We start from the raw sequence: 24,682 nt of genomic DNA on the forward strand, positions 1-24,682 counted from the left end.
CAATTTATTCGGCAGCGGTCGCCAGCGGCGGCGCGTGCCGGATCTGGCCCGGCTGCGCGGGCGCCGGAACCACGCCCTCACCCCGTTCGTCCAGACTCTTCCTGAACCATAGCGCATAGAGGCCGGGCAGGAACAGCAGGGTCAGGAATGTTGCAACGAACAATCCACCCATGATGGTGATGGCCATAGGGCCCCAGAAGGCCGACCGCGACAGCGGAATCATCGCCAGAATCGCAGCCAGCGCCGTCAGCACCACCGGCCGCGCGCGGCGAACCGTCGCTTCGACGATGGCTTCGCGCCGGGTCAGGCCATGCTCGACGTCGGTTTCGATCTGATCGACCAGAATCACCGAGTTGCGCATGATCATGCCGGCCAGCGCGATCAGGCCGAGCAGCGCCACGAAGCCGAACGGACTGCCCGCGACGTTGAGGCCCAGCGAAGCGCCGACGATGCCGAGCGGCGCGGTCAGGAACACCAGCACCAGCCGCGAGAAGCTCTGCAGCTGGATCATCAGCAGCGTCAGCATGCCGATCACCATCAGCGGGAACAGCTTGTTGATCGACGCATTGCCCTTTTCGGACTCCTCGATGGCGCCGCCGATCTCGATGCGGTAAGCCGGTTGCAGGCTCTTGCGGATGCCTTCAAGCTTCGGCCAGATCGCGTTGGTGACGTCCGGCGCCTGTACGCCGTCGACAATATCGGCGCGCACGGTGATCGCCATGTCGCGGTTACGCCGCCACAGGATCGGCTCCTCGTGGGCGTATTCGATCTTGGCGATCTGCGACAGCGGCACGGCAACGCCGCCCCGCGAATAGATCGTCAGATCGCCGACACGGCCGAGATCAAGCCGCTCCGACGGAACGGCGCGGGCGACAACACCGACCTTCTCGATGCCGTCGCGCAGCGTCGTCACCTGCACGCCGGAAATCAGCATCGCCAGCGACTGCGAAATGTCCTGCGGCGTCAGGCCGAGCGCACGGGCGCGATCCTGATCGACGGCAAGCTTGAGGTAGGGGGTCTGCTCGTTCCAGTCGAGATGCGGATCGACCACCTTGTCGTTGCCGCGCATGACCTCGCGCACCTTATAGGCGATGTCGCGCACAGTCGTTGTGTCCGGGCCGACGACACGGAACTGAACCGGGAAACCGACCGGCGGGCCGAAATTGAAGCGGTCGACGCGCACACGCGCTTCAGACAGCGCGCCATCGGCTACGGCCTTCTCCAGCCGCGCCTTGATGCGCTCGCGCGCCGCGACGTCCTTCGACACGATCACCGTTTCCGAGAACGCCTCGTTCGGCAATTGCGGATTGAGGCCGAGCCAGAAACGCGGCGAACCCTGACCGACATAGGTCGTGTAGGTGGCAATGTCCTTGTCATCCTTGAGCAGCGCTTCCGCCTTCTTCACACTTTCCTTGGTGACGTTGAACGCGGTGCCTTCCGGCAACCGCAGCTGGAGGAACAGCTCCGGCCGTTCCGACAGCGGGAAGAACTGCTGCTGCACATGACCGAAGCCGACGACCGACAGCACGAACACCCCGATGGTCGCCAGCACGACGGTCCCGCGGCGGCGCACGCACCATTCGATCACGCGGCGCAGGCCGCGATACATCCGCGTCTCGTAGATCGCGTGCGGATCATGGTTATGCTTGCCATGGTTGAAGTTTGGCAGCAGCTTGACGCCGATATAGGGCGTGAAGATCACCGCGACGAACCATGACGCGATCAGCGCAATCGCCACCACCCAGAAGATGCCGCCGGCATATTCGCCGACCGACGAATTGGCAAAGCCGATGGGGAGGAAGCCAACGGCCGTGACCAGCGTTCCCGTGAGCATCGGAAACGCGGTAGATTCCCAGGCAAAGGATGCCGCCTTCACGCGGTCCCATCCCTGCTCCATCTTCACCACCATCATCTCCACCGCGATGATCGCGTCGTCGACCAGAAGGCCGAGCGCGATAATCAGCGCGCCGAGGGTGATGCGGTGCAGGTCCATGCCCATAGCATTCATCACGATGAAGACGATCGCCAGCACCAGCGGCACCGACAATGCAACGACGATACCGGTGCGCCAGCCGAGCGCGAGGAAGCTGACGAACAGCACGATCGCCAGCGCCTCCACGAACGAATGCACGAACTCGCTGACCGCGTGCTCGACCACCTTCGGCTGATCGGCGATCTGCTCGATCTCGATGCCCTGCGGCACGGCGGTCATGAATTCCGCGGTCGCTTTCTTGATGTTCTCGCCAAGCTCGAGAATGTTGGCGCCCTTCGCCATCACCACGCCGATGCCGATCGCGGGCTTGCCTTCCTGGCGCACCTGATAGGTCGGCGGATCGACGAACCCATGAGTGACCATGGCGATGTCGCCGAGGCGGAACACGCGGCCATTGCCCTCGACCGGTGTCTCGGCCACGGCCTTGACGCTGTCATAGGCGCCGGTGACGCGCAGCGGCACGCGCTGCGACGACGTTTCAACCGTGCCCGCCGGAACCACCGCGTTCTGCTTGGCCAGCGAATCGAACAGCGCCTGCGTGGTGATTCCGAGCGTCGCCAGCTTGGCGTGCGAGAATTCAACGAACACGCGCTCGTCCTGCGTGCCGTACAAATTGACCTTGGTGACGTTCTCCGTCTTCAGAAGGCGCTGGCGCAGGCCTTCGGCCACTTTCTTGAGCTGGGCATAGTCCGTGCCCTCGCCCGTCAGCATGTAGAGAATCGAATCGACGTCGCCGTATTCGTCGTTGATGTTCGGACCGATCAGGTTCGGCGGAAGATCGTTCCTGATGTCACTGAGCTTCTTGCGGAGCTGATAGAAAAGCTGCGGCACTTCCTTCGCAGGCGTGTAGTCCTTGAAGGTCAGGGTCATCGCGGTGAACGAAGGCTTGGTGTAGGTCTGCACCTTCTCGAAGTACGGCAGTTCCTGAAGCTTCTTCTCGATCGGATCGGCGACCTGCTCCTGCATTTCCTTGGCCGTCGCGCCAGGCCACATCGCGTTGACGATGACCACCTTGATGGTGAACGACGGATCTTCCGCGCGGCCGAGCCGTTCGTACGAGAAGAAGCCCGCGATGCCGAGCATCACGATGAAGAACAGGATCAGCGTCGGGTGCGCCACGGCCCAGGCGGAAAGATTGAATCGCTTCATCGGACCCTCGGTATGTCTGTGCGTTAAATCAGAACGACAGCGACGAAACGACACGGACCTTCTGGGCCGGATCGAGCTTTTGCACGCCGAGCACCACGACCTTGGCGCCTTCCTCGACACCGCTGGTGATGATGACGTCGTTGGTCTCATAGGCCTTCACCGCCACCGGCTTCAGCGAGACAGCGCCGGTCTTGGCGTCGGCGACATAGAGTGAGGGTCCGTCGCCTTGACTGAAAAGCGCCGACAGCGGAAGCCGCGCCACGCGCTCGGTCGCGGGATCGGCCAGTGTCAGTGTCGCCGTCATGCCAAGCGACACCGCCTCATCCGCACCCGGCAGCGAAAACTTCGCCAGATAGGTGCGCGTCGCAGGATCGGCGTTTGGCGCGATCTCGCGCAGCTTGGCGACATATTTCTTGTTCGGCTCGGACCAAAGCGTCACGCTGGCCTCGCCGGTCTTGGCAAAGCTGACCATGGTTTCCGGAATCGCGACCACGGCTTCCTTTTCGGCGGAACGCGCCACGCGGATCGCAGTCTGGCCTGACGCCACCACCTGTCCCGGCTCGATCAGCGTCGCGGTAACCACGCCGCGCGTATCGGCGACAAGATGGGCGTAGGACAGGCTGTTCTTGGTGAGTTCGACCGAACGCTCCGCACGGTTGAGGCGCGCCCGCGCCTCGTCGCCGGCCGCCTTGACCTGATCGAGCTGCGCTTCGGTGGACCAGCCCTTGGCGCGCAGTTCCTTGGCGCGGCCCTCGGCGGCGCTTGCCTGCGCCAGCACACCGGTCGCGGCGCGGAATTCAGCCTCGGCCTGCTCGGCCTGCAATTTGAGATCGACCTCGTCCAGCGTCGCCAGCGGCTGGCCGACATCGACCATCTGCCCGACCTCGACAAGGCGCTTGGCGACCTTGCCGGGAACCCGGAAACCCATGTCGGTTTCGATGCGGGGGCGGATCGTGCCGACGAAGCTCCGCTCCGGCGACTGCGACTGATAATGAACCGTCGAGACCAACACCGGGCGGCCTTTTTCGCCCTCCTGGGCCTGCTCCTTGCTGCAGGCGCCGAGCGCCAGAGCTGGAATAATCAAGGCGAGAATGGCCAAGCCATTGCGTTGGCTTGCGAATTCGGAGATGCGGCGCATCGGAAGCTCCCTAGGGATTATCCCGAGAGCTTCTAGTAACGACTGACGATTGTCAATATTCGTCAGTAGTCAGAATGTCGCACTGCAAACATTTGGCCTCAAAGGCGTTTTCGGGACCGCCACGGAACCGCCTTTTTTGTCCATCCCCGGATACCGGTGATTTCAAGCCCTTTCCGCAGGGTCGCGGTGAATCGGATCGACCCACAGAACGGTCTCCGGCTTTTCCACCGGTTCGATGTCGAGATTGATCGCGACAGCCTCGCCGTCGCTGCGCACCAGCACGCATTCGAGCACTTCATCCGGGCTCGCATTGATCTCCTGATGCGGCACATAAGGCGGCACGAAGATGAAGTCGCCTGGCCCGGCTTCCGCAGTGAACTGCAGATGCTCGCCCCAGCGCATGCGCGCCTTGCCCTTCACAACATAAATGACGCTTTCCAGATGACCGTGATGGTGCGCACCAGTTTTGGCATCCGGCCTGATCGTCACGGTTCCCGCCCACAGCTTCTGCGCTCCGACGCGCGCGAAATTGATCGCGGCCTTGCGGTCCATTCCGGTGGTGGATGGGACATTCGTGTCGAGCTGATTGCCCGGAATGACGCGCACGCCATCATGCTTCCAGCGCTCGTCGTCGTGCGCGTGGGAGTGATCGTGCGGATGATGATGATCGTGCGATCCGGACATGTCTTTCCTCTGGTCTTTATGCTGTGAGCACTGGCGCGCGATGTTGCCGGCACGTCACCAGATATGTCAGGTGTCGTCAACGTATCGGTGCGTCTTGCCAAGTCCCGCCCCGTGCATGGCACGACCGCTCAATATGACTTGGGCAACCCCAGCACTTTCTCGCCAATGAAGCTGAGAATGAGCTGCGGGCTGATCGGCGCAATGCGCGGGATCATCACTTCGCGCAGATAACGCTCAACATGATATTCCTTGGCGTAGCCGAAACCGCCGTGGGTCATCACCGCCTGCTGGCAGGCGTCGAAACCCGCCTCGCCCGCGAGATATTTTGCGGCATTCGCGGCGGGGCCGCACGGCAATCCCTGATCGTATTGCCAGGCCGCCGACATCGTCATCAGCCATGCCGCTTCGAGATCGATCCAGTTCTTCGCCAGCGGATGCTGGATCGCCTGGTTCTGCCCGATCGGCCGGTTGAACACGATGCGCTGCTTCGCGTAGGCCGCCGCACGATCCAGCGCGAGCTTGCCGAGACCGACTGCTTCCGCCGCGATCAGCACCCGCTCGGGATTCATGCCGTGCAGGATGTATTCGAACCCGCGGCCTTCCTCGCCGATGCGGTCCTCGACCGGGATCTCGAAATCGGCAAAGAAGAGCTCGTTGGAGTCGATCGCCTTGCGGCCCATCTTCTCGATCTCGTGCACCTTCACCCGCTCGCGATCGAAGTCCGCATAAAACAGACTGAGGCCGTGGGTCGGATTCTTCACTTCCTCCAGCGGCGTGGTGCGCGCAAGCAGAAGAATCTTGTTTGCGACCTGCGCGGTGGAGATCCAGACCTTCTGGCCGTTGACGACATACTTGTCGCCCTTCCGAACCGCGCGGGTTTTAAGCTGCGTGGTGTTGAGGCCGGTGTTCGGCTCGGTCACGCCGAAGCAGGCTTTCTCGCGGCCCTCGACAATGCCGGGCAGCATGCGTGCCCGCTGCTCATCGTTGCCGAACACCACCACCGGATTGAGACCGAACACATTCATATGGATCGCGGAGGCGCCCGACATGCCGGCGCCGGATTCCGAGATCGCGCGCATCATGATCGCAGCTTCCATGATGCCGAGACCCGCACCGCCGAAATCCTCGGGAATGCAGATGCCGAGCCAGCCCGCCTGCGCCATCGCCTCATAGAATTCGTGCGGAAAGCCGCCCTTGCGGTCTTTCTCCAGCCAGTAGATGTCGTCGAAGCGGGCGCAGATTTTCAGGATCGCATCGCGAATGGATTCCTGCTGCGGGTTCAGGGCGAAGTCCATTGTGATTGATCCTCCCGATTGCTAGAAATCCTTACGGCCTAAGCAGCCCTCCGGACAATCCCAAAAAGAACAGGCGAGCCGTGCGTATCGACATCTCGAAATTTTCCGCGACCATGTTTGGCATGGTGCTCGGCATCGGCGGGCTCGGCGCCGGCTGGCGCGCTGCATCCCATGTCTGGGGGGTGCCGGGCATCATTGGCGAAACACTTGCCCTGACGGCCTCCGCCATCTGGCTGATCTGGTTTTCGGCATACGTCCTGAAATGGATTCAGACGCCCGAAGCCGCGATGGCCGAGATCGTTCATCCCATCCAGTCCTTCTTTGTCGTGCTCATTCCCATGACGACGATGATCGCCGCCTGGTCGATCGCGCCTTATCTGCCGCGCATTGCATTCGGCCTGTTTATCTGCGGCGTGGCCGGACAGCTTGCTTTTACTGTCTGGGGCGTCGGCGGGCTGTGGATCGGAGGCCGGACCACCGAGACCACAACGCCGGTGCTTTACATGCCGACCGTTGGCGGCAGTTTCGTCAGCGCCATTGCCTGTGGTCTGTTCGGTTATCCCGATGCGGGATTGCTGTTCTTCGGTGTCGGCTTCTTTTCCATCATCGTGATGGAATCGGTCATCCTCACGCGGCTGCTCGCACACGGGATTCCGGTCGCATTGCGGGCCACGATGGGAATTCACCTCGCTCCGCCCGCGGTTGGCTCGGTCGCCTATCTCGCCGTGACCAGCGGACCGCCGGACCATCTCGCGCACATGCTGTTCGGCTACGCACTGTTTCAGGCCCTGGTGATGCTGCGGCTGATTCCATGGCTACGCGAACAGCCGTTCTCGCTCGCCGCATGGGCCTACAGCTTCGGCGTCTCGGCCCTGCCGCTTGCTGCGCTGCGCTTTGTCGAACGCGGAGAAACCGGTATCATCGCGAACCTGGCGCTGCCGATCTTCGCTCTCTCCAACCTGATCATCGGCTGGCTTGCGCTGCGCAGCCTGCTGATCGGATGGCGCTATGTCTTCACACTGGCTGGATCGAAAGCGAAATCGGAAAAGGAGGTTTTGCCATGAATTCGGATCACGACATCCTCACCGCGCTCAACCGCGATTATATCAACTCAGTGCAGACCTGCGACGTCAAACGCTTCGATGAAATTCTGGCGCCGGACTTTTACTGCTCGAATCCCGATCGCTCGCTGGTCGATCGCGCTGGATTCCTGGAGCAGACGGCCAGGCCGATCGCGATCAGGAATCTCAAGGCCGAGGACGTGCTGATCCGGATCATCGGCGATGCGGCGATTATTCACGCACGCACCAGTTACCTGATGCCGGACGGCAGCGCAGGCGGCGGTCGTTACACCGACGTCTGGGCGAAGACCAGCGGCCAGTGGCTGGCCGTCTCGGCGCATGTGACACGCTGAACAGCTAGCGCGAGAATTTCGCTTCCATCGCCCGGCGGAATGCGACGGCATCGTCCTTCATGTCGATTTCCACGTCGGCCCATCGAACCACCGCGCCATGCGCGACATCGTTGGTCAGCCTGACGCGATGCGCGAGGCCGATCGGCAGTGCAGCGGTCTTGAGGCTTTCAGCCGCAGGCATCAACTTGCCCCAGACGGTGTAGCCGCCCTCGCCGTCGAGCATTTCGCCCGCACGCAGATTCTTTTTCGCGACGGCCGCGACATCACCACGGAAACCTTGCGGCTGGCCGGTCGGTTCATTGCGCAGCGCCGCTGACAGCACCGAGATGTTCAGCTCAAGCCCGATCAGATGATACGGCTTGTACATCGCGGCATAACGCCCCGAGGAATCCGTCTTCAATCCATACTGCCGGAAGCAATCCGCCGCGTAGTCATTCGGCGCTTCCAGCACCACATAGACGCCCCAGCGCAGATCGCGGAACACGGGACGGCCATCCCGCTCCAGTGATGAAACGACTTCGACCACGCCGGACTTTTCCAGCACACCGCCCTTATCCTTCGGGCGCATCACATGCGGCAGATCATCGACGCCGCAGGGCGGAAACAAAAGGCCGGTCGACGGCACATCGAGGCCGGTGGCATTGGCAATGGCAGCCATCTCGATGGCGGACTTGGTGCCGTCCAGAAACGAATTGAACATCTGCGGATTCATGCCGGCCGACTGCGCCTCGGCTGCGGTCAGACCGTAGTGACCCCACACACCGGCGGGCGTCACGTCATGATAGATCGGCAGATACTTGGTGCCCTTGCCTGCGGCCACGACCTTGAAGCCGGTGGCGCGCGCCCAGTCCACCATTTCTGCGGTCAGCGCAGGCTGATCGCCATACGCCAGCGAATAGATCACGCCCGCCTTGCGCGCCTCATCGGCCAATAGCGGGCCGGCGAGCACGTCGGCTTCGACATTGACCATGACAATATGCTTGCCAGCGGCAATCGCCGCACGCGCGTGACGAATCCCGACCGACGGATTGCCGGTGGCCTCGACGATCACCTCGATATTGCCGCCGGTCGCGGCCGCCCCGTCCTTGGTGAAGGTGGTGGCGGCGATCCGCGCATCGTCCCAGCCGACCGTGCGGCAGGCGTCACGCGCGCGCTCCGGATCGAGATCGACAATCACCGGCACCTCAAGGCCCGGCGTATGCGGTACCTGAGAGAGAAACATCGAGCCGAATTTTCCGGCGCCGATCAGCGCGACACGCACGGGCTTTGCCGCCACGCGGCGCTTTTCAAGAAGGTGATGCAGATTCATGGAGACGAACTCTCGGAAGAAAGATGGCCGTCACCTTGTCATTGCGAGCGAAGCGAAGCAATCCACTCTCGAATTGACTGGATTGCTTCGTCGCAAATGCTCCTCGCAATGACGAGGAGTGCTATTCCGCCGCCTGACGATGGCTGCGCGCGTAGCGAACCAGCGCGTCGTCATCAACGGTCTGGATCGGCGTGAAATCGCGATGCGCGATGAACTCCGGCCGCGTCGGCGTGCGGATGTAGTTCGAAACCGAATTCAGCGTCAGATAGACGATCTTGCGCGGATACGGCGTGATATTACCCGCCGAGCCGTGCACCAGGTTGCCGTGGAACATCAGCATGCCGCCCGGCTTGCCGGTCGGCGCGACAATGCCGCCCTCCTTGACGAGGCGCGTTACGGTCTCCTCATCCAGCGTCCAGAGCGGATAGGACGTGGTCGCAAGATCGTGCGATGCCTTGAGATCGCCGGCGTTTTGGCTTCTCGGCACCAGCATCAGGGGGCCGTTGATCGGCATCACCTCATCGAGGAAGACCGCGATGTTCATCGCCAGCGGCTGCGGCATGCCGTCGTCGCGCTTCCAGGTGCCGTAATCCTGATGCCATTGCCAGACGTCGCCGGTGAACGCGGACTTCGCGTTGATCTTGTACTGATGCATGTAGACCTTCTCGCCGAAGATCTGCTCGACCGGCTCGATCATGCGCGGATGCGCGCCGAGCAGGCGAAACGCCTCATTGTAAAGATGCGCGGCAAAGGCGGTGCGCGGCGCCCCGCTCTTCTCGCGCCAGACCTCGGGGCGCTGCTCCTCATAGATCGACACGGCTTCACGCCGCAGAACATCGACTTCCTCGGCGTTGAAAAGCTCAGGCAGGAACAGCCAGCCTTCGGTACGGAATTGCTCGAGCTGCTCGGGGGTCAGTTTCACGACGATCCTCCTTGTTTGTTTTCAGGTCGTTTCCCGGATCTTGTTTTTTGTCCCGGAGCGCTTGCTGCGCCCCCGGCCGCCGGCGGTGCGAACCACCCCACGGTAAGTCAGTATTGCATTCTGAATTCAGTATTCTAAACTCAGGATGCGGCTTGCACCCCACCCTGTCAAGCAGCAACCATGCTGCCGCGCAGCGATGATTCCATCGGAGGAGAAGTGCTCGAGTCCCTGGCCCCGCCGAAAAGTCTGGTCGATCAGGTCTATGAGGTGATCCTCGATGCCCTGTGCGACGGCACGTTCAAGCCCGGCGAGCGTCTCACCCAGGAGAGCATCGCCGCGCGCCTGAATGTCTCCCGGCAGCCGGTGACCCACGCGCTGGCGGTGTTGAAGGCGCAGGGATTTCTTGCGCAGGGGCGTCAGGGATTGACCGTCACCGCCGTCGATCCAGATTTCTTCGAGGCGATCTACCAGATTCGCTCGGCGGTCGAGCCGCTGGCCGTCAAGCTGGCGACGCCGCGCCTCACCAAGGAGTCGATCGCACGCGGACGCGCGCTGATCGAGTATGGCCGCAAACTGGTGGCCGCCGGCGACAGCCGCGCCAGTCTTCAGGCAGACATAGACTTCCACTCATTCATCTACGATCTCTCCGGCAATCCCCTGATCGCCGAGACGATGCGGCTGCACTGGCGCCACCTGCGCCGCGCGATGGGCGAAGTGCTGCGCCATCCGGGCACGTCGATCAGCGTCTGGAAGGAACACGGCCGCATTCTCGAAGAGATGATCCGCGGCGACGGTGATGCCGCTGCCGAACTGATGCGCCGCCATCTGGTCGAAGCCTACGAACGCACGGGAAAGAGCGGCGAGAAACTCGCGTAACCGTTCAAGTCACGCCTCCTGATCCGCCTTCAGAAGCGAGCAGCCGGTGATCTTGATACTACCGTCCGGCTGCTGCTCCAATGTGTAGAGCGCTTCCCAAGCCACTCCGTCGCTATCGACGATATGAACGTGTTGAACGATCGCATCGCCGGACCCCGCCGACTTGCCGAACTCGACGCGTTTCGGGCGAACGAGCGGCGCATAACTTTGCCGGACCATGCTCATGAAAATATCGGGCCGGGTGAAAAGTCCCTGGATGGCCGGCGCCGCGTAGGAATAGGCCGCCGCCGCATCGTCCCTGCCGATGGCTTCGAGCTGTGAACTGATGACGGCCTGCGCAGGCCCGGCATCGTCCCCCGCCCGGAGGTCGGGCGCGAAGCCTACAAGCAATGCGATGATCAGAACAAATGCGCGCATGGGTGATCCTGACCGGCTTGCGATCCTCGCAGGAATCGCACGCCATGAACAGGATACGCGTCAGCGGCGTTCAGGGTTTCAGGAACAATACTCGCCTAGACTGGCTCCAGGCCCAGCGCCTTCGCGCTCGCCATCCAGATCGGCAATTCGTTCTGATACAGGGCATTGGTTTCCTTGAACCCGAGCGCCGGCTCCAGCACGAAGGTGGCGAGAACTTCTTTCACCTTCGGATCGGTGTTGGCCGCCACGCAGAGTTGCGCCAGCCGGTCGACGATCGGCTGCGGCGTCGCCTTCGGAAGCGCCCAGCCGGTGAAGCCACTGACGGTGAAAAACTTCGAGGTTGCACCCTGTTCAGGCAACGTCTTGACGTTCGGAAGCGCGGCGACCTTCTTCGAATGCACCGCGAACGGGACACCGAGATTGCTTTGCAGCACGGGTTGCGCGGCCGTGTAGCTGCCCATCGCGACATCGAGCGTGCCCTCCATCAGCCCGGTCCACATCGGCGCTTCGCCGCGATAGTGAATCGGCTCGATGTTGAGGCCATACTGTTGGTTGAGTTCGTTGATCGTCATGTGCGGGGCAGAGCCCGCGCTGTAGGTGCCGAAGTTCACCTTTCCGTTCTTGCGCGCGAAAGCGACGAAATCGTCCAGCGTTTTGACATCGGACTTCAGGCTCGCAACCAGCGGCAGCCCGGCGCCCGGAATGATACTGACGAGCGTCAGGTCCTTGTCCATGTCATAGCCGGGGGTCTTCATCATCGCCCGGTTCATCACATAGGTGGTCGAGATGGAGCAGAGGATGGTGTGCCCGTCGGGCTCGGCGCGCGCGACTTCCGCCGCGCCGATCGAGCCTGACGCGCCCGCCTTGTTCTCAATGACAACGGTCTGCCCCACCTGCTTGCCAATGAACTCGCCGAATGCACGGGCGAGCAGGTCGGTCTGGCCTCCGGCCGGGTAACTACAAATCATGCGGATCTGCCGCGACGGCCAGGCGGCCTGCGCCGAAGCCCCGCGCAAGATGAAAGGCGTCGCGGCGGTTGCCGCACCTGCTGCTATGAAATGACGACGGCTGAATTTCTTCTCTGACATGATCACCTCCCTAAAATCTTAGGAGGGCATCTCATTGGTCCCTCCTGAATTTTTCCAGAAGGCTAACCCATCGCCGCGGCTTGTCCACGGCGAAAGACGGGACAGATTGGCGCATTGCCGCGCGATATCATCCCGCGCTCAATCTGCGTGCGGAAATTCAACCCGTCTCTTCTCACATCGCCACAATCAATAGCCACGCTGGCGATCGACAACGTTTTGCAGCGGTCGTCCTGCCTCAAAGCCCAGTATCTGCGCGGCAACATATGAGGCGATAGAATCGGGATCGGTATCAGCGGCATTGTGCGGAGAAATAGTAACTGCGGGGTGCGCCCAAAGAGGACTGGCGGATGGCAACGGCTCCCGTTCGAACACATCAAGCGTCACGGCTTTCAGCGTCCCGTCGTCAAGACAGGCGATGATGTCGCTCTCGTTCTGAAGTCCGCCACGGCCCGCATTGATGACGACGGGGCCTCCAAGAGGGCCGTCACTTGCAAGCTGCACGAAAAGCTCGCGCGCCAGAAAGCCTCGCGTTTCGGAGGTCAGCGGCAGAAGAACCACAAGAATATCGGTTCTCGCCAGAAAAGCGGCGAGCTGACTTGATCCCGCATAGCACTGAATGCCATCGATCGACTTTTCGCTTTTGCTCCAGCCTGCGACCTGAAAACCCAGGTCGCGAAGCGCAAACGCGGTGTGCCGGCCCAGCACTCCCATCCCGAGGATGCCGACGCGAACGGCCCGGGCCGGCCATTGAAAGCGGGGAGCCCAGACACGCCTTGCCTGGCAGTCGGCGAGATAAGCCTGCTGCCGATGATGCATCAGCGTATGCATGACGATGTACTCTGTCATGCGAGACGTCAGATCGTCATCCGCGACGCGGACGAGGGGAACGGCGGGAAGCCGGGGATCTTGCAGGACCGCATCCACGCCCGCTCCCAGATTGAAGATCGCTTTGAGATGCGGGAAAGTTTGAAGAAGACCTGGCTCCGGCTGCCATACAGCCGCATAATGCACCGAGCCGGGGTCAACTGCGTCAGCCGGAAACAGGGCAACATCCCGGTCCTTGAGCTGCTGATTGAACCGTAACTTCCAGCGATCGGGAGCCCAGTTATCAGTCCCGCCGCTGATCAACAGCGCTAACGCACCTTTCGACATCTGAAACTCCAACAGCGCTGTGAGACATTCAGCTACACGCGAAGCGCTGCCTGAGATCGATATCTCAAGCTTCTGGAACGCCCGGCATCCGGGTTATAAGGAGCTAATTGATTTTATCATAGCTTTCGGCGAAGCCGGAAAGCACGAAAGCAAGGTTCACATTTTCCTTGTTGAGGTTCTGAAAAATCACGGAAAGCCGTTTTCCTGCTTTCATCGCGCTCAACAATTCAGCCGAGATCGTCGTCGCGGCGTAACACCCCTTCAGATCGCACGTCTGGATGACGAGCGCCTGCGGCTTGCTCTCGTCGATCTGCAGATTGACGCCGCCCGGAAGAAACAATCCCACCGGCAGCTGAATCATCATCACGGGCTGGCGGGTTTCGGGAGGCACCTTCACATTGACGGAAGCCACCAGTTGTCCGGTTTTTGTAATGAACAGACTCTGCTCGACCTCGCAGAGCAGAGCTGTTTTCCTGCCATCGCTGGAGCAGCGCGACGTCCAGACCGGTTGAGGCGGCGCATTGCCATCGGCAGGAGTTGCCTGCGCCGTCGTGCCCGGTGCGGCGGGTGCCGCCGATGACTTCGACGGTGTGGCTGGCTTCGTTGGCTTTTGTTGAGGTTGCTGGGCTTCAGCCGAATTCATCAGGGCAATACTGAAGATGCTCGCAATCAGAAGAAACGCTCGCATTATCTTGCTCACCATCTCACCGCCGGACTCTCTTCTCGCAATCATCGTGCAGGCTACCACGCAACCTTCATACCGGCCATGCCGGAGTAAGCCAGACTTTGCGATGCCACCTGAGTTGCCAGCGAACTGAACAGCGACACCTTGCTGTCGACGGCAAGTTCACTTCCGACAACGATTTGAGCCGAGTCCGCCAATGCGGACGTTCCCACCGTGTTGAACAGAAAGCCCGGCGCGACAACAAACGACGCGGTGATGTGCCGGTCAGGTATAAACTCGTGGACCCAGGCAGCCCGCAGATAGGGCGTCCATGTCGTGCCGTTTTCGAGCGTGAGCTTGCTGTCGAACTGGACACCAAGAGAAGACGGCAGGGACGTCGTCGACTGCGGCTGATAGGTCAGCCCCAAAAGGCCGGCAGGGCCACCGTAGGTGGGTGTTTCGGTGTAGCCGCGTTGCCATATATTCGCGAACTGTATCGCCCCGAAGGGTGTCACAGCTACGCGCCCGACCGTCTGCCGCCATCCGAGTTCGAAGCGTCCGGAGATCTGATCGCTGGCAAACCGTCCCGAGACGAATTCGCTCGGCAACCCCGCCGCACTGATCGAGCGCGTTGCGCGATTGTCGAACCGGCCGTAGCCCAGGCTGCCGCTGAAATACAGCGGACCGTCGCGGTATGCGCCATAAACACCCAGATGCCCGCCTTCGATGCGGCCGGTCGTCGAGCGATCGGGTACGGAATAGGTCGAGCCGCTGCCGCCGACGCTGAATCCGAAAACCGCATTGTCGCCGAGCTGCCGTTCAACGCCGAAGCCGCCGCCGACGCTGGTCACCGCAGCGCCGGGCGTTCCCAGCGCCGCGTTGCTGTCGATCGTCTGCCGCGAACCAAAAGGCGCAGCCCAGGCCCGCCAGCGGTCCGAGAATGCCAGAGGCGCGGGCTTGCGGAAGGCGGAGTTTGCAATCACGTCAGCGGGCGACACGGCAGCGTAGGCCAATGTCCTGTCATCGAAGACAACGCCATTGCTGCTTGCAGACCCCGCAACCCACGCGCTCATCTGATCGAACATCAGGGATGTGAAAGCCGTGCCTGCACTGAACGAGGCCTGTTGGGTGGCTGCCGTACCGCCTCCGCCCACGGCATTGTAGAAGGCCGACAGCGCCTGCTGATCCGGCAGATCAAACAATGCGGATGCAATCGGAGCGAATCCCGGCGAGTTGCGCGCGGTCTGGATCGCGTTGATGGCGTTGCCGATCGACGCAAATTGCGATGGAAGACCGACAGGATTGAACGAGACGCTGTAACCCAGCACGATGTCGTTCGGATTGGGATAGAGCAGTCCGTACGTAACAATCGCCGACGACGCCACATTGAGGCTCAAGCCCGGATGAGAGACGCCTCCGCCCGTGGAGACAATCGTCATCTGGTGATCGCCGGGCAGAACGAGGTACTTGTTGAGGAAGTTGATCGCGACCTTTCCGGAAATCGATCCGGTGCCCGTTGCATTGATCCGGTCGGCGGTATTCGGTCCAAAATCAAGATCGAGCTGATAGGTCGCGCCTGACGACTGAACGATGTTTCCGGTCACTGCGCTCGTGAACACATTGTTGATCGCACCCGGAGACATCGTACCGTCGTTGGTGAAGAAGTTTCCGGTGCCGACCATGACATTGGCGCCCATATTGAAAAGCGCGGCCGCCTTGTTGTTGAACGCATTGAGGCCGGTGCCGAGATCCACCGAGCCGGTCATGATGCCGAAGTTATCGACCGTGTCGTTGCCGGTCGTCGCCGTCATCGCGTTGCCCGCTATCTGATTGATCGATGTGATCCTGCCGTAGTTGGTCAGAGTGTTTGTCGCGCCGTCGAGGAAGCCGACACCCGCACCCGTCCCACTGCCGCCGGTGATCGTCGTCCCGGCTGTGACAGTTAGCTCGATATTGCCGTTGCCCGTGCCACCGGCACTCTGGAGCAGCAAAGCGACCGAGTTCAGGCCAATGGCAGCCACGTCGCGGTCCTGTACCAGCGAGACGCTTGCGCCGGTGCCGGTGCCTCCCGCCGTGCCCTGGAACATGGGATCGAGGCCGAGCAGATCGCCGGACTTGCCGACAACGCCGCCGCCGCCGCCGACGCTCTGCACGAAGACACCGGCGGCATTGTCGCCGGTCATGATGATAGAGCCGTGGTTTTCCACGGTGACTGTGCCGCCGTTGCCATTACCCTGCGCCTGAAGGGCGAACGTCGCCGCTCCGTCAGCCGTCGCGATGCCGCCACCGCCGCCGACACTCTGTGCGAAGAGGCCGACCGACCCCGCGCCCGTCATGATGATGGTTCCGGTCGACGTGTTGGTGATGGTCACGTCACCGCCGCGGCCAACCGACCCTGTCCCGCCGCCGATCGGCACGACAGCACCGATCGTTGCCGCGATCGCCGAGCCGCCCGAACCGCCGCCGCCGCCGACACTCTGCGCAAAGATCGCGACCGAGTTGATCCCTGTTGTGGTGATGGCGCCGTTATTGGTGACAGTGACGGTGCCGCCGTTACCGCCGTTGCCGCCCGTACCGCCTACGGCAACCGTGCCGCCACCCACATTGCCTGAGACCGTCAGCGCAGCACCGCCGTTGCCGCCGCCGCCACCGACGCTCTGCGCGAAGATCGCGGTCGAGCCCGCGCCTGTTGTCGTGATCGTTCCGGTCGCGCGATTGGTGATCGTGATGTCGCCGCCATCGCCGCTCGAACCGCCGCCGCCGCCAACGCCGATACCCACCGGCGCAACGGCGCCGTAGCTTCCGGACGTGCCGCCATTGCCGCCGCCACCGCCGATGCTTTGCGCGAAAATGCCGAGGGAGATCGCGCCGTTGGTGCGGATCGATCCATAGTTATCGATGGTGATGGCGCCGCCATTACCTGACGATGCACCGTTGCCGCCGACCGAAATCGAGAGTCCGATACCGCCCGACACGACATTGCCGCCACCACCGCCGCCACCGCCGACGCTCTGTGCGTAGATGCCGTAAGCCATGTCGCCCGATGTCGTGATGGTTCCTGTCGCGGAGTTGGTGATGGAGACCGCGCCGCCATCGCCGCTCGAACCACCCGATCCGCCAAATGCCATCAAACCGTTGGCCGCTGCACCGCTGCCACCGCCCCCGCCGACGCTCATGGCCATGATGCCGTTCGCGCCCGCTCCGGTTGTTGTAATGGCGCCGGTGTTGGACACGGTGACAAGACCGCCCGAACCGGAATTTCCACCGGTGCCGCCGATGGCAAGCAAACCAGATGAAGCACGTGCCGAACCGCCTCCGCCGCCGATGCTTTCCGCCATGATGGCGTGCGACTGTGCGCCGCTGGTCGTGATGGATGCGTGACTGGTCACAGTCACCGCGCCGCCATCACCGCTGCCGCCGCCATCGCCACCGACCGTGATGATGCCAAGCAGATCGCCGCCACCGCTGCCACCGCCGCCGCCAATGCTCGATGCATAGACGCCGCGCGAATTGCGTCCGGTGGTGACGATGTTGCCGCCGGACTCAACAGTGACGGTTACCGTTCCGCCGCTGCCGCTGGAGCCGCCTGCACCGCCAATGCCAAGCAGACCGACGATGCCGGGCGATGCATTGCCGCCGCTGCCGCCGCCGCCGCCGATGCTTTGCGCCATAATGGCGTCGGAGTTGACGCCGCTCGTCGTGATCGCGCCCGAACTCGTGACGGTGACTGTGTTGCCAGCGCCGGAGTTTGCGCCGGTGCCACCGATGGCGATCTTCGGGCTGAGCGGCGTCGCATTGCTGATCGGAATGAGGATTGTGCTCGGATCGACAGGAAGCGGCGTGAGGCCACCACCGAGGCCTACCGATCCATTGCCGCCCTCGCCGCCGCCGCCGCCGATGCTCTGTGCGAGAATGCCGACGGAGTCATCGCCGGTGGTGGTGATCGCGCTGTGATTGTTCACATTCACAGTGCCGGCATCGTTGCCCGTGCCGCCGTTGCCGCCCACCGAAATCGCGATATTGACGTTGGTGCCGCCACCGGGCGACGGACACACGGGAAGTCCGCAGGCCGCGCCCAGAGCGAATGCCAGCGAATTCGCCCGCCCGCCAACACCGCCGCCACCGCCGATGCTCTGCGCAAGAATGCCGTGCGCCCCATCGCCGGTTGTCGATATCCCGCCGGTCTGCTCAATCGTAACGTTGCCGCCGACATTGCCAGACCCGCCATTGCCGCCGACCGCAACCGATGCGTTGACCGTGTTGCCGGGGCTGCCTGCGGCAAATCCGACAACGGCGCTGATCGTTCCGCCGCCATTGCCGCCGCCACCGCCGATGCTCTGCGCCTGAATGCCGTAGGCACCATCGCCCTGTGTGCTGAGCAAACCGTTGTTGGTGACATTGACCGTGCCGCCAATGCCGCCCGTGCCGCCCGATCCGCCGATCGATACGCCCATGTTGACGCTCGTCGCCGTGCCACCCACACCGATCGCTGTGGCGACGGAAAATCCGCCGTTGCCGCCACCCCCGCCAATGCTCTGTGCGAGAATGGCCGTGGAGTCCGCTCCACGCGTCGAAATCTGGCCGGTGTTGTTGACGGTGACAGCCTGGCCGATGCCGCCGAGGCCACCCGTACCGCCGAGCGCGAAGTTCACGTTGAAAGAATTGCGCTGGGCGAAGCCGCCTGCAAATGCGAACCCACCGCTGCCGCCGCCGCCACCGATGCTCTGTGCGAGAATTCCGAAGGATTGAGCACCTGACGTCGAGATGTTGCCATTGCGGGTGACGCTCACGATGCCGCCGTCGCCGCCCGCACCGCCCGTGCCTCCGATGCCCAATGCGAGGCTCAGATTGGTGTTGCAACCGCAATCGGGCGCAGCGGTCAAGGAAGCCGCAGCGCCAAAGCCGCCTGTGCCGCCACCGCCGCCGACACTCTGCGCAAAGACCGCTGCCGAGGTGTCGCCAACGGTCGTGAGCGCGCCGGTGCTGTTGACCGTGACGGTGTTGCCGTCGCCGCCGCCACCGCCCTTTCCGCCGACGGACGCCGTAAGCGCTCCCGACATCGCGGCGGTGTTGAACGCAAGGGCCATGCTCTGACCGCCGTCACCGCCACCGCCACCAATGCTTTGGGCCATGATCGCGTTCGAGCCCTTGCCGCTGGTGTAGATGTTGTCCACGCTGGTGACGCTGACCGTACCCGCCTGCCCCGCCGTGCCAGCCGAGCCGCCAACGCTGACGCCGACATTGACAAACGTTCCACTCGTGCCCGCCGACAGCGCTCCGCTGAAGCCGCCGCTACCGCCGCCGCCGCCGACGCTTTGCGCATAGATCGCGGAGGCATCATTGCCCGCGGTGCGCATGGTCAGGGTCGTGCCGAGCGTCGCTCCGACATTGCTGTTGACCACGACACTGCTCGCGTCCTGGCCGCCGCTGCCGCTGCCGCCCACACTGACACTCCCGGCGCCGGGACCGGTCGTCATCGTTCCGGAAACACTGAATCCGCCATCACCGCCGCCACCGCCGATGCTCTGGGCCTGAATGGCGCGTGCACGATCTCCATCCGTCGAGACCGTTCCGGTATTTGTCACCGTCACCGAACCCGCTGTTCCGCCGAGACCGCCCGAACCGCCGACACTGACACCCACCGCTCCGGTTTGCGCACCGGCGGCGGAGATGCTGAATCCGCCATTGCCGCCACCGCCGCCAATGCTTTGCGCGAGGATCGCGGTCGATCCGGCGCCGTGTGTCACAACCTGGCCGTTGCTCGAGACGCTGACATTGCCGGCGTTGCCACCGCCCGCGCCGCTACCGCCTACACTGACGGCCGCCGCACCGGTGACACCGGCTCCCGCGGAGAATGCACCGGATACGCTAAAGCCACCGTTGCCGCCGCCACCGCCGATACTTTGCGCGATGATCGCCTGCGCGTTCTCGCCATTGGTCGTGATGTTGCCGGTGCTCGAAACCGACACCGCAGCGCTTGTCTGCCCGGCGCCGCCACTGCCGCCAAGACTGATGCCCACCGAAGCAGCGCCCGGCAGGCCCGGCGGCGCAAAGCTGAATGCGCCGGTCACGGAGAAGCCGCCGTTGCCGCCGCCGCCACCGATGCTCTGGGCCACGATGCCGCGCGACTGCGAACCAAACGTCGTAATCGCTCCGTTACTTGTCACCGACACGATGCCAGCGGTACCGCCGCCGCCGCCACTGCCGCCAAGACCCACCGCCGCCGAGATGAGACCGCCGCTGCCTGCAACCGAGAAACCGCCGTCGCCACCGCCGCCGCCAATACTCTGCGCGATGATGCCGTTAGAATCTCTGGCCGATGTTGTGATCGATCCGGTGTTGCTCACCGTCACATTGCTGGCTGCACCGCCGCTGCCGCCCTTGCCACCCAGTCCGACTGAAACGCTGACGCCTGACAAACTGGCTGCAACCGCGAACCCTCCATTGCCGCCCCCTCCGCCGATGCTTTGTGCGGAAATGCCACTCGATTGCCGGCCACTTGTGGAGATAGTTGCAGCGGTCGTGACGGTCACAGCCGCACCTGCGCCGCCGCTTCCGCCGGTGCCACCAAGAGCAACTGCGGCCGAGAAATCCGTCGGCCCGGACGCACTGACGGCGAATCCGCCATTGCCGCCGCCGCCACCCACGCTTTGCGCGAGAATGCCGGATGCGTAGTTGCCAGACGTGTTGATGTTGTAGGCCGGACTGCCGCTCGTACCTTGCACGATCACAGTGCCGCCGGCACCGCCAGATCCGCCACTGCCGCCCATTGAAAGACTGAGCACGCTTGTCGTGAACGCGACGGAGTTGCCACCATTGCCGCCGCCGCCACCGACGCTCTGCGCCTGAATGCCGACCGAATTGACGCCCTGCGTGGTGATCGAGCCGCCGTTGCTGACGGTGACATTGCCGCCGATGCCGCCGCCGCCACCCGTGCCGCCGAAGGAGAACGAGCCACCGGCTGTGCCGCCATTGCCGCCGCCGCCACCAATGCTCTGGGCAAGAATGCCTTGCGAGTCCGCGCCCTGGGTGCTGAGCGTTCCCGTATTGCTGACGGTGACTGTGCCGCCGGGCGTGGTCGAGGCGCCGTTGCCGCCAAGCGATACGAGGCCGCCGGAGTTGCCGCCGTCGCCACCGCTGCCGCCGACGCTCTGGGCAAAGATCGCGATCGAATTCGCAGCGCTGGTGGTGATGGCGCCGCTGTTGGTCACCGAGACGTTGCCGCCGTTACCGCCGCTCGATCCGCTGCCGCCGAGCGACACGAGGCCGCCGGAGCTTCCGCCACCTCCGCCACCACCGCCAATGCTCTGCGCGAAGATGCCGTAGGATCGCGCCGAATGCGTTGTGATCGAGCCTGCGTTATTGACCGTGACCGTGCCGCCATCGCCGGCGCTCGCGCCGCTGCTGCCGAACGCGACGACGCCGTAGGAACTTCCGCCGCTTCCTGCGAAGCCGCCGATGCTGGCGGCGTAGATGCCGTTGGAATAGGTGCCGAAAGTTTCGATGGCAGAGCCCGCAAGGGTCGTCACGTTGACAGTGGAGCCGTAAGCTGCGCCGCCACCGCTGCTCGATCCGCAATAGATTCCGGAGCAGTCCCCCGCTGAGCCACCCGCGCCACCGCGGCTTACCGCGCTGATGCCGTTTGCATCCGAGCCGCTGGTCCGTATCGATCCATTGAGCGTCACCGACACCGCGCTGGCATGGCCGCCTTCGCCGCCGTTACCGCCGCTTCCGCCGACACCGGCAGAGTCGCCGCCATTGCCGCCGTCTCCGCCGACACTGGCAGCAACAATGCCCGCTGCACCGTTGCCGGTGGTCGAGATCGCGCCGGTCGCCGAAACCGTAACGGTGCCACCCGCACCACCATCGCCACCGCCACGCCCGTTGCCTGCGACGTAAGCATCGCCGCCGCTGCCGCCATTGCCACCGCGCGATGTGACGACAATGCCCGCTGCATTGGTGGTGACAACCGCGCCGGAACTTCCCACCGATGGATTCGCGCCCGGCTGCGAATAGGTCAGGGTCAGATTATTGGCGTCATTGCCATTGTCGCCGGGTTCGGTCCCAATCCCGACACCGCCATCGCGACCGTTGCTGCCGTCATCAGCACGCGCGGTCAGGCTCAACCCGGATACGCCGCTCGACGGCGCAACGTTCGTTGTCAAGGAATTAATGTTGAGCGTGGTAACGGAGTTGCCGTCATAGCTGACCCCGCCCGAGATGTTCCCAGTGCAGTTGACGACGCCGTCACAGGCGGCTGAGGCCGGGGCGACTGGCACACACAGAAAGGCGCAGCCGAAAAAAGCCGCCAGCAATCCCCGTGCTGATCCGCCGCCCGAGCCCAAAATATCCCCAACGTCGCGTGACGTCCCTGTGTTGACAGGTAGGCCCCGTCAAGCAGCGTGATTCTAGTCATTTCAACGGATTCTGTCGTCTCAACGCGCGCACGCTGCGATTATTTTGATCCGGCGTCGCGCGGTGATTCCCCGCGCCGGATTTGATGAGATGCCTCGAAAATCCGCGGCGCAGTCGCGGCCCCACACCACGGCATCATGCAAGAAGGCTATCGGGCGGATGACGGCAAAGAGCGAAGGCCTGACCCGAACGAATCTGTGATGCATCCTCGTTCCACAACGATGGATGGCAAATTCGTCTGATTTCGGGGCTTCTGCGGGAATTGGTAGCGAGAGGGACTCGCTGCTCCAATCCGGAATTGGAATAATACCCTTTGAAATCAAATAAATAGCTGGAATGGAGGAGCGATACGCCCCGTGATACATCTCACTGAGATGTATCACGGGGAGCCGCTCGCCCACTCAGGCATGGTCCATGGCTCGTCCCGGCTATCTAAGCCGCCGCGACAGGGTTTATGCGACACTTGGTCCCCCAATCACCGAGCGTAGCCTTACCGAAGCACCGCCTACGCGCGCGGACCTCACGTTTTACGGGACACGTCACTTAATGGCTGACTGGCGTGACAATGGGACGGTCGCGCAAAGAACGCGGATAGAATTCTTGGACATGTGAGCGATGTTCGTGGTCGTTACGGCCGAAAGGGATCGCTTAGCTCCGAACAATCGGCAGCAATCGAGGCTCTCGAACCGGAAGTGATCAAGAAAATGCGCAGGCTTCTGATGGAGGCGAAAGATAAAGCCGACCACCGAGAGCTGGTGATTCTAAAGCCTTAGATTGCGCCGCAACGTTAAACAGTTCGACAGGACACAAATCTTTGCCCCCAGATTCGTAGTCTGGGCTGAACCACTGAATCTATTGAGATCCGTTACTGTAACAACCCCTCGTTCCTGCGATAACTCTGGAAATGCGCATAGCCAAGCTCGCGAGTCAGGTGATCGTCCACCATCAGATGTGTCACGATGGCTTTGAGCAACAATGACCGTGCAAACACGAAATCAGACAGTCTAAGGCGGAAGAAGGGAGTTTGGTCTGCTCGCTAAGTTGGTCTCCTAGACTTAGCAGGAGACCAACATGATCAAGGCGGAACTGACGAGCGAATTGAACAAGAGTGCGAACCTGGATATTCCCGCATCTCTTCGGGCCTTACTCGACGAAGCAACAAGGTTTGTTCAAACACAGTTTGATGCAAAGACTCATCAACCTGCAGTTTCCTTTTCAGGAAAGGGGCTCGATCGCCGCCGACTGATCCGGGTGCTGGACTACATCGAGACAAATCTTGAAAACGATCTTGATCTTGATCGTATGGCTTCGGTTGCATGCCTTAGCCGGTTCCACTTCTCCCGAAAGTTCAAGCAGGCTGTCGGGTGTTCTCCCCTTCGCTATGTCAGCAAGCGGCGTTTCGAGCGGGCCAAGGCCTTGCTCAGCCAGGGCGATCGATCCTTGATCGATATTGCGCTTTCGTTCAGATTTTCCAGTCAGGCCAATTTCACGCGCGCGTTCAAGCGCGCGACGGGACTGGCTCCCGGCCAGTATCGTCAGCAATTCGGCTGGCGGCAGGGACTTTCGATTGCCGAAGCTGTGGTGTGGTAACGACGGCAAACCTGTTCGCTGAATGCGGACGGAGAATATCGCAACGCCTGGTTTGTCGGAAATTTATCCGACAGACCGAACTGCGGCCTGACTTTCCAAATCATGTCGAAGACCCCACCCGATTTCGAAAGTCAGCGCCGAGACAGCGCTAGATGATTGGACGGATCGAACTTACTGGGACCGCTGTGGATGTCCGTCCGCCAATGCGTCTTCCAGACACCGGATGATCTCATCGCCGCTCGCGGGCTTGCTGAGATAGCAACAGGCGCCCGCCTCCATGACACGCTGCCGCATGGATTCCGTCGGGAAAGCCGTCATGAAAACGATCGGAAATCGCCGACCCGTCGCGATGAGGAGCGCCTGCATCTCATCGCCTGTCATCACACGCATCTGGATATCGGCAATCATGCAATCCGGATCGAGCGAATCTTGGAGGAAATGAACGCCGGATTGATAGGTGCGCACGTTATACCCAAGCGAGCGCACCAGACTCGCCAGGGAGGTGCGAACCCCCTCATCATCGTCCACAATCGCTATAGTCGGTGCTTTGGGCATGAGCAGGCATCCTGACCACCA

The 24,682-nt window shown here is 62.5% G+C and carries 16 protein-coding genes; 4 read left to right on the forward strand and 12 right to left on the reverse strand.

Annotated elements, in window-relative coordinates:
- Positions 1-4: 4 nt before the first annotated feature.
- From I554_RS0105850 to I554_RS0105865, 4 genes are all read right to left on the reverse strand, one after another.
- Complete coding sequence (locus I554_RS0105850; RefSeq protein ID WP_024575976.1) at positions 5-3,142, reverse strand: efflux RND transporter permease subunit; 3,138 nt, start codon at positions 3,140-3,142, stop codon at positions 5-7.
- A 28-nt stretch (positions 3,143-3,170) separates the two neighbouring features.
- Complete coding sequence (locus tag I554_RS0105855; protein ID WP_024575975.1) at positions 3,171-4,280, reverse strand: efflux RND transporter periplasmic adaptor subunit; 1,110 nt, start codon at positions 4,278-4,280, stop codon at positions 3,171-3,173.
- Between the two features lie 162 nt (positions 4,281-4,442).
- The gene (locus I554_RS0105860) at positions 4,443-4,964 is read right to left on the reverse strand and encodes a cupin domain-containing protein (protein WP_024575974.1); all 522 of its coding nucleotides are present in this window, start codon (positions 4,962-4,964) and stop codon (positions 4,443-4,445) included.
- A gap of 128 nt (positions 4,965-5,092) precedes the next feature.
- Positions 5,093-6,259 carry an acyl-CoA dehydrogenase family protein gene (locus tag I554_RS0105865; RefSeq protein WP_024575973.1) on the reverse strand — a complete coding sequence of 389 codons (1,167 nt, stop codon included), beginning with the start codon at positions 6,257-6,259 and terminating at the stop codon, positions 5,093-5,095.
- An 80-nt stretch (positions 6,260-6,339) separates the two neighbouring features.
- Between I554_RS0105865 and tehA the strand changes: the two genes are divergently transcribed.
- On the forward strand, positions 6,340-7,323 hold the full coding sequence (gene tehA, locus I554_RS0105870; RefSeq protein ID WP_029659745.1) for a dicarboxylate transporter/tellurite-resistance protein TehA: 984 nt from the start codon (positions 6,340-6,342) through the stop codon (positions 7,321-7,323).
- Positions 7,320-7,673 carry a nuclear transport factor 2 family protein gene (locus I554_RS0105875; RefSeq protein ID WP_024575971.1) on the forward strand — a complete coding sequence of 118 codons (354 nt, stop codon included), beginning with the start codon at positions 7,320-7,322 and terminating at the stop codon, positions 7,671-7,673. Before tehA ends, I554_RS0105875 begins: the two co-directional genes overlap by 4 nt.
- Before the next feature lie 4 nt (positions 7,674-7,677).
- Here I554_RS0105875 and I554_RS0105880 read toward each other — a convergent pair whose 3' ends face one another.
- Both I554_RS0105880 and I554_RS0105885 read right to left on the reverse strand, forming a co-directional pair.
- Entirely contained in the window at positions 7,678-8,982 is a 1,305-nt protein-coding gene (locus I554_RS0105880) for a Gfo/Idh/MocA family oxidoreductase (protein ID WP_024575970.1), read from the reverse strand.
- Between the two features lie 121 nt (positions 8,983-9,103).
- A complete protein-coding gene (locus I554_RS0105885) occupies positions 9,104-9,904 on the reverse strand; it encodes a phytanoyl-CoA dioxygenase family protein (protein ID WP_024575969.1) in 801 nt (266 codons plus the stop codon).
- Positions 9,905-10,120: 216 nt separating this feature from the next.
- Here I554_RS0105885 and I554_RS0105890 point away from each other — a divergent pair, with 216 nt between their 5' ends.
- Positions 10,121-10,780: a GntR family transcriptional regulator gene (locus I554_RS0105890; RefSeq protein ID WP_024575968.1), complete on the forward strand. Its 660-nt coding sequence runs from the start codon at positions 10,121-10,123 to the stop codon at positions 10,778-10,780.
- A gap of 9 nt (positions 10,781-10,789) precedes the next feature.
- Here I554_RS0105890 and I554_RS0105895 read toward each other — a convergent pair whose 3' ends face one another.
- The 5 genes from I554_RS0105895 to I554_RS25940 all read right to left on the reverse strand — a co-directional run bounded on the left by I554_RS0105895 (position 10,790) and on the right by I554_RS25940 (position 22,266).
- Positions 10,790-11,197, reverse strand: a complete 408-nt coding sequence (locus I554_RS0105895; protein ID WP_024575967.1) for a DUF4864 domain-containing protein — start codon at positions 11,195-11,197, stop codon at positions 10,790-10,792.
- A gap of 95 nt (positions 11,198-11,292) precedes the next feature.
- Complete coding sequence (locus I554_RS0105900; protein WP_024575966.1) at positions 11,293-12,285, reverse strand: tripartite tricarboxylate transporter substrate binding protein; 993 nt, start codon at positions 12,283-12,285, stop codon at positions 11,293-11,295.
- Between the two features lie 186 nt (positions 12,286-12,471).
- Positions 12,472-13,437, reverse strand: a complete 966-nt coding sequence (locus I554_RS0105905) for a glyoxylate/hydroxypyruvate reductase A (RefSeq protein WP_024575965.1) — start codon at positions 13,435-13,437, stop codon at positions 12,472-12,474.
- 103 nt (positions 13,438-13,540) lie between these two features.
- Positions 13,541-14,125 carry an invasion associated locus B family protein gene (locus tag I554_RS0105910; protein ID WP_029659743.1) on the reverse strand — a complete coding sequence of 195 codons (585 nt, stop codon included), beginning with the start codon at positions 14,123-14,125 and terminating at the stop codon, positions 13,541-13,543.
- A gap of 53 nt (positions 14,126-14,178) precedes the next feature.
- Positions 14,179-22,266: an autotransporter outer membrane beta-barrel domain-containing protein gene (locus I554_RS25940; RefSeq protein ID WP_152527651.1), complete on the reverse strand. Its 8,088-nt coding sequence runs from the start codon at positions 22,264-22,266 to the stop codon at positions 14,179-14,181.
- 1,321 nt (positions 22,267-23,587) lie between these two features.
- On the opposite strand from I554_RS25940, the gene I554_RS25945 reads away from it, so the two are divergent.
- The gene (locus I554_RS25945) at positions 23,588-24,106 is read left to right on the forward strand and encodes an AraC family transcriptional regulator (protein WP_024575962.1); all 519 of its coding nucleotides are present in this window, start codon (positions 23,588-23,590) and stop codon (positions 24,104-24,106) included.
- A gap of 171 nt (positions 24,107-24,277) precedes the next feature.
- Here I554_RS25945 and I554_RS0105930 read toward each other — a convergent pair whose 3' ends face one another.
- Positions 24,278-24,661 (reverse strand): response regulator, encoded by a 384-nt coding sequence (locus I554_RS0105930; protein ID WP_024575961.1) that lies wholly within the window; start codon positions 24,659-24,661, stop codon positions 24,278-24,280.
- Positions 24,662-24,682 lie beyond the last annotated feature (21 nt).

The organism is Afipia sp. OHSU_II-C1 (assembly GCF_000497575.1).
GTDB lineage: Bacteria > Pseudomonadota > Alphaproteobacteria > Rhizobiales > Xanthobacteraceae > Afipia.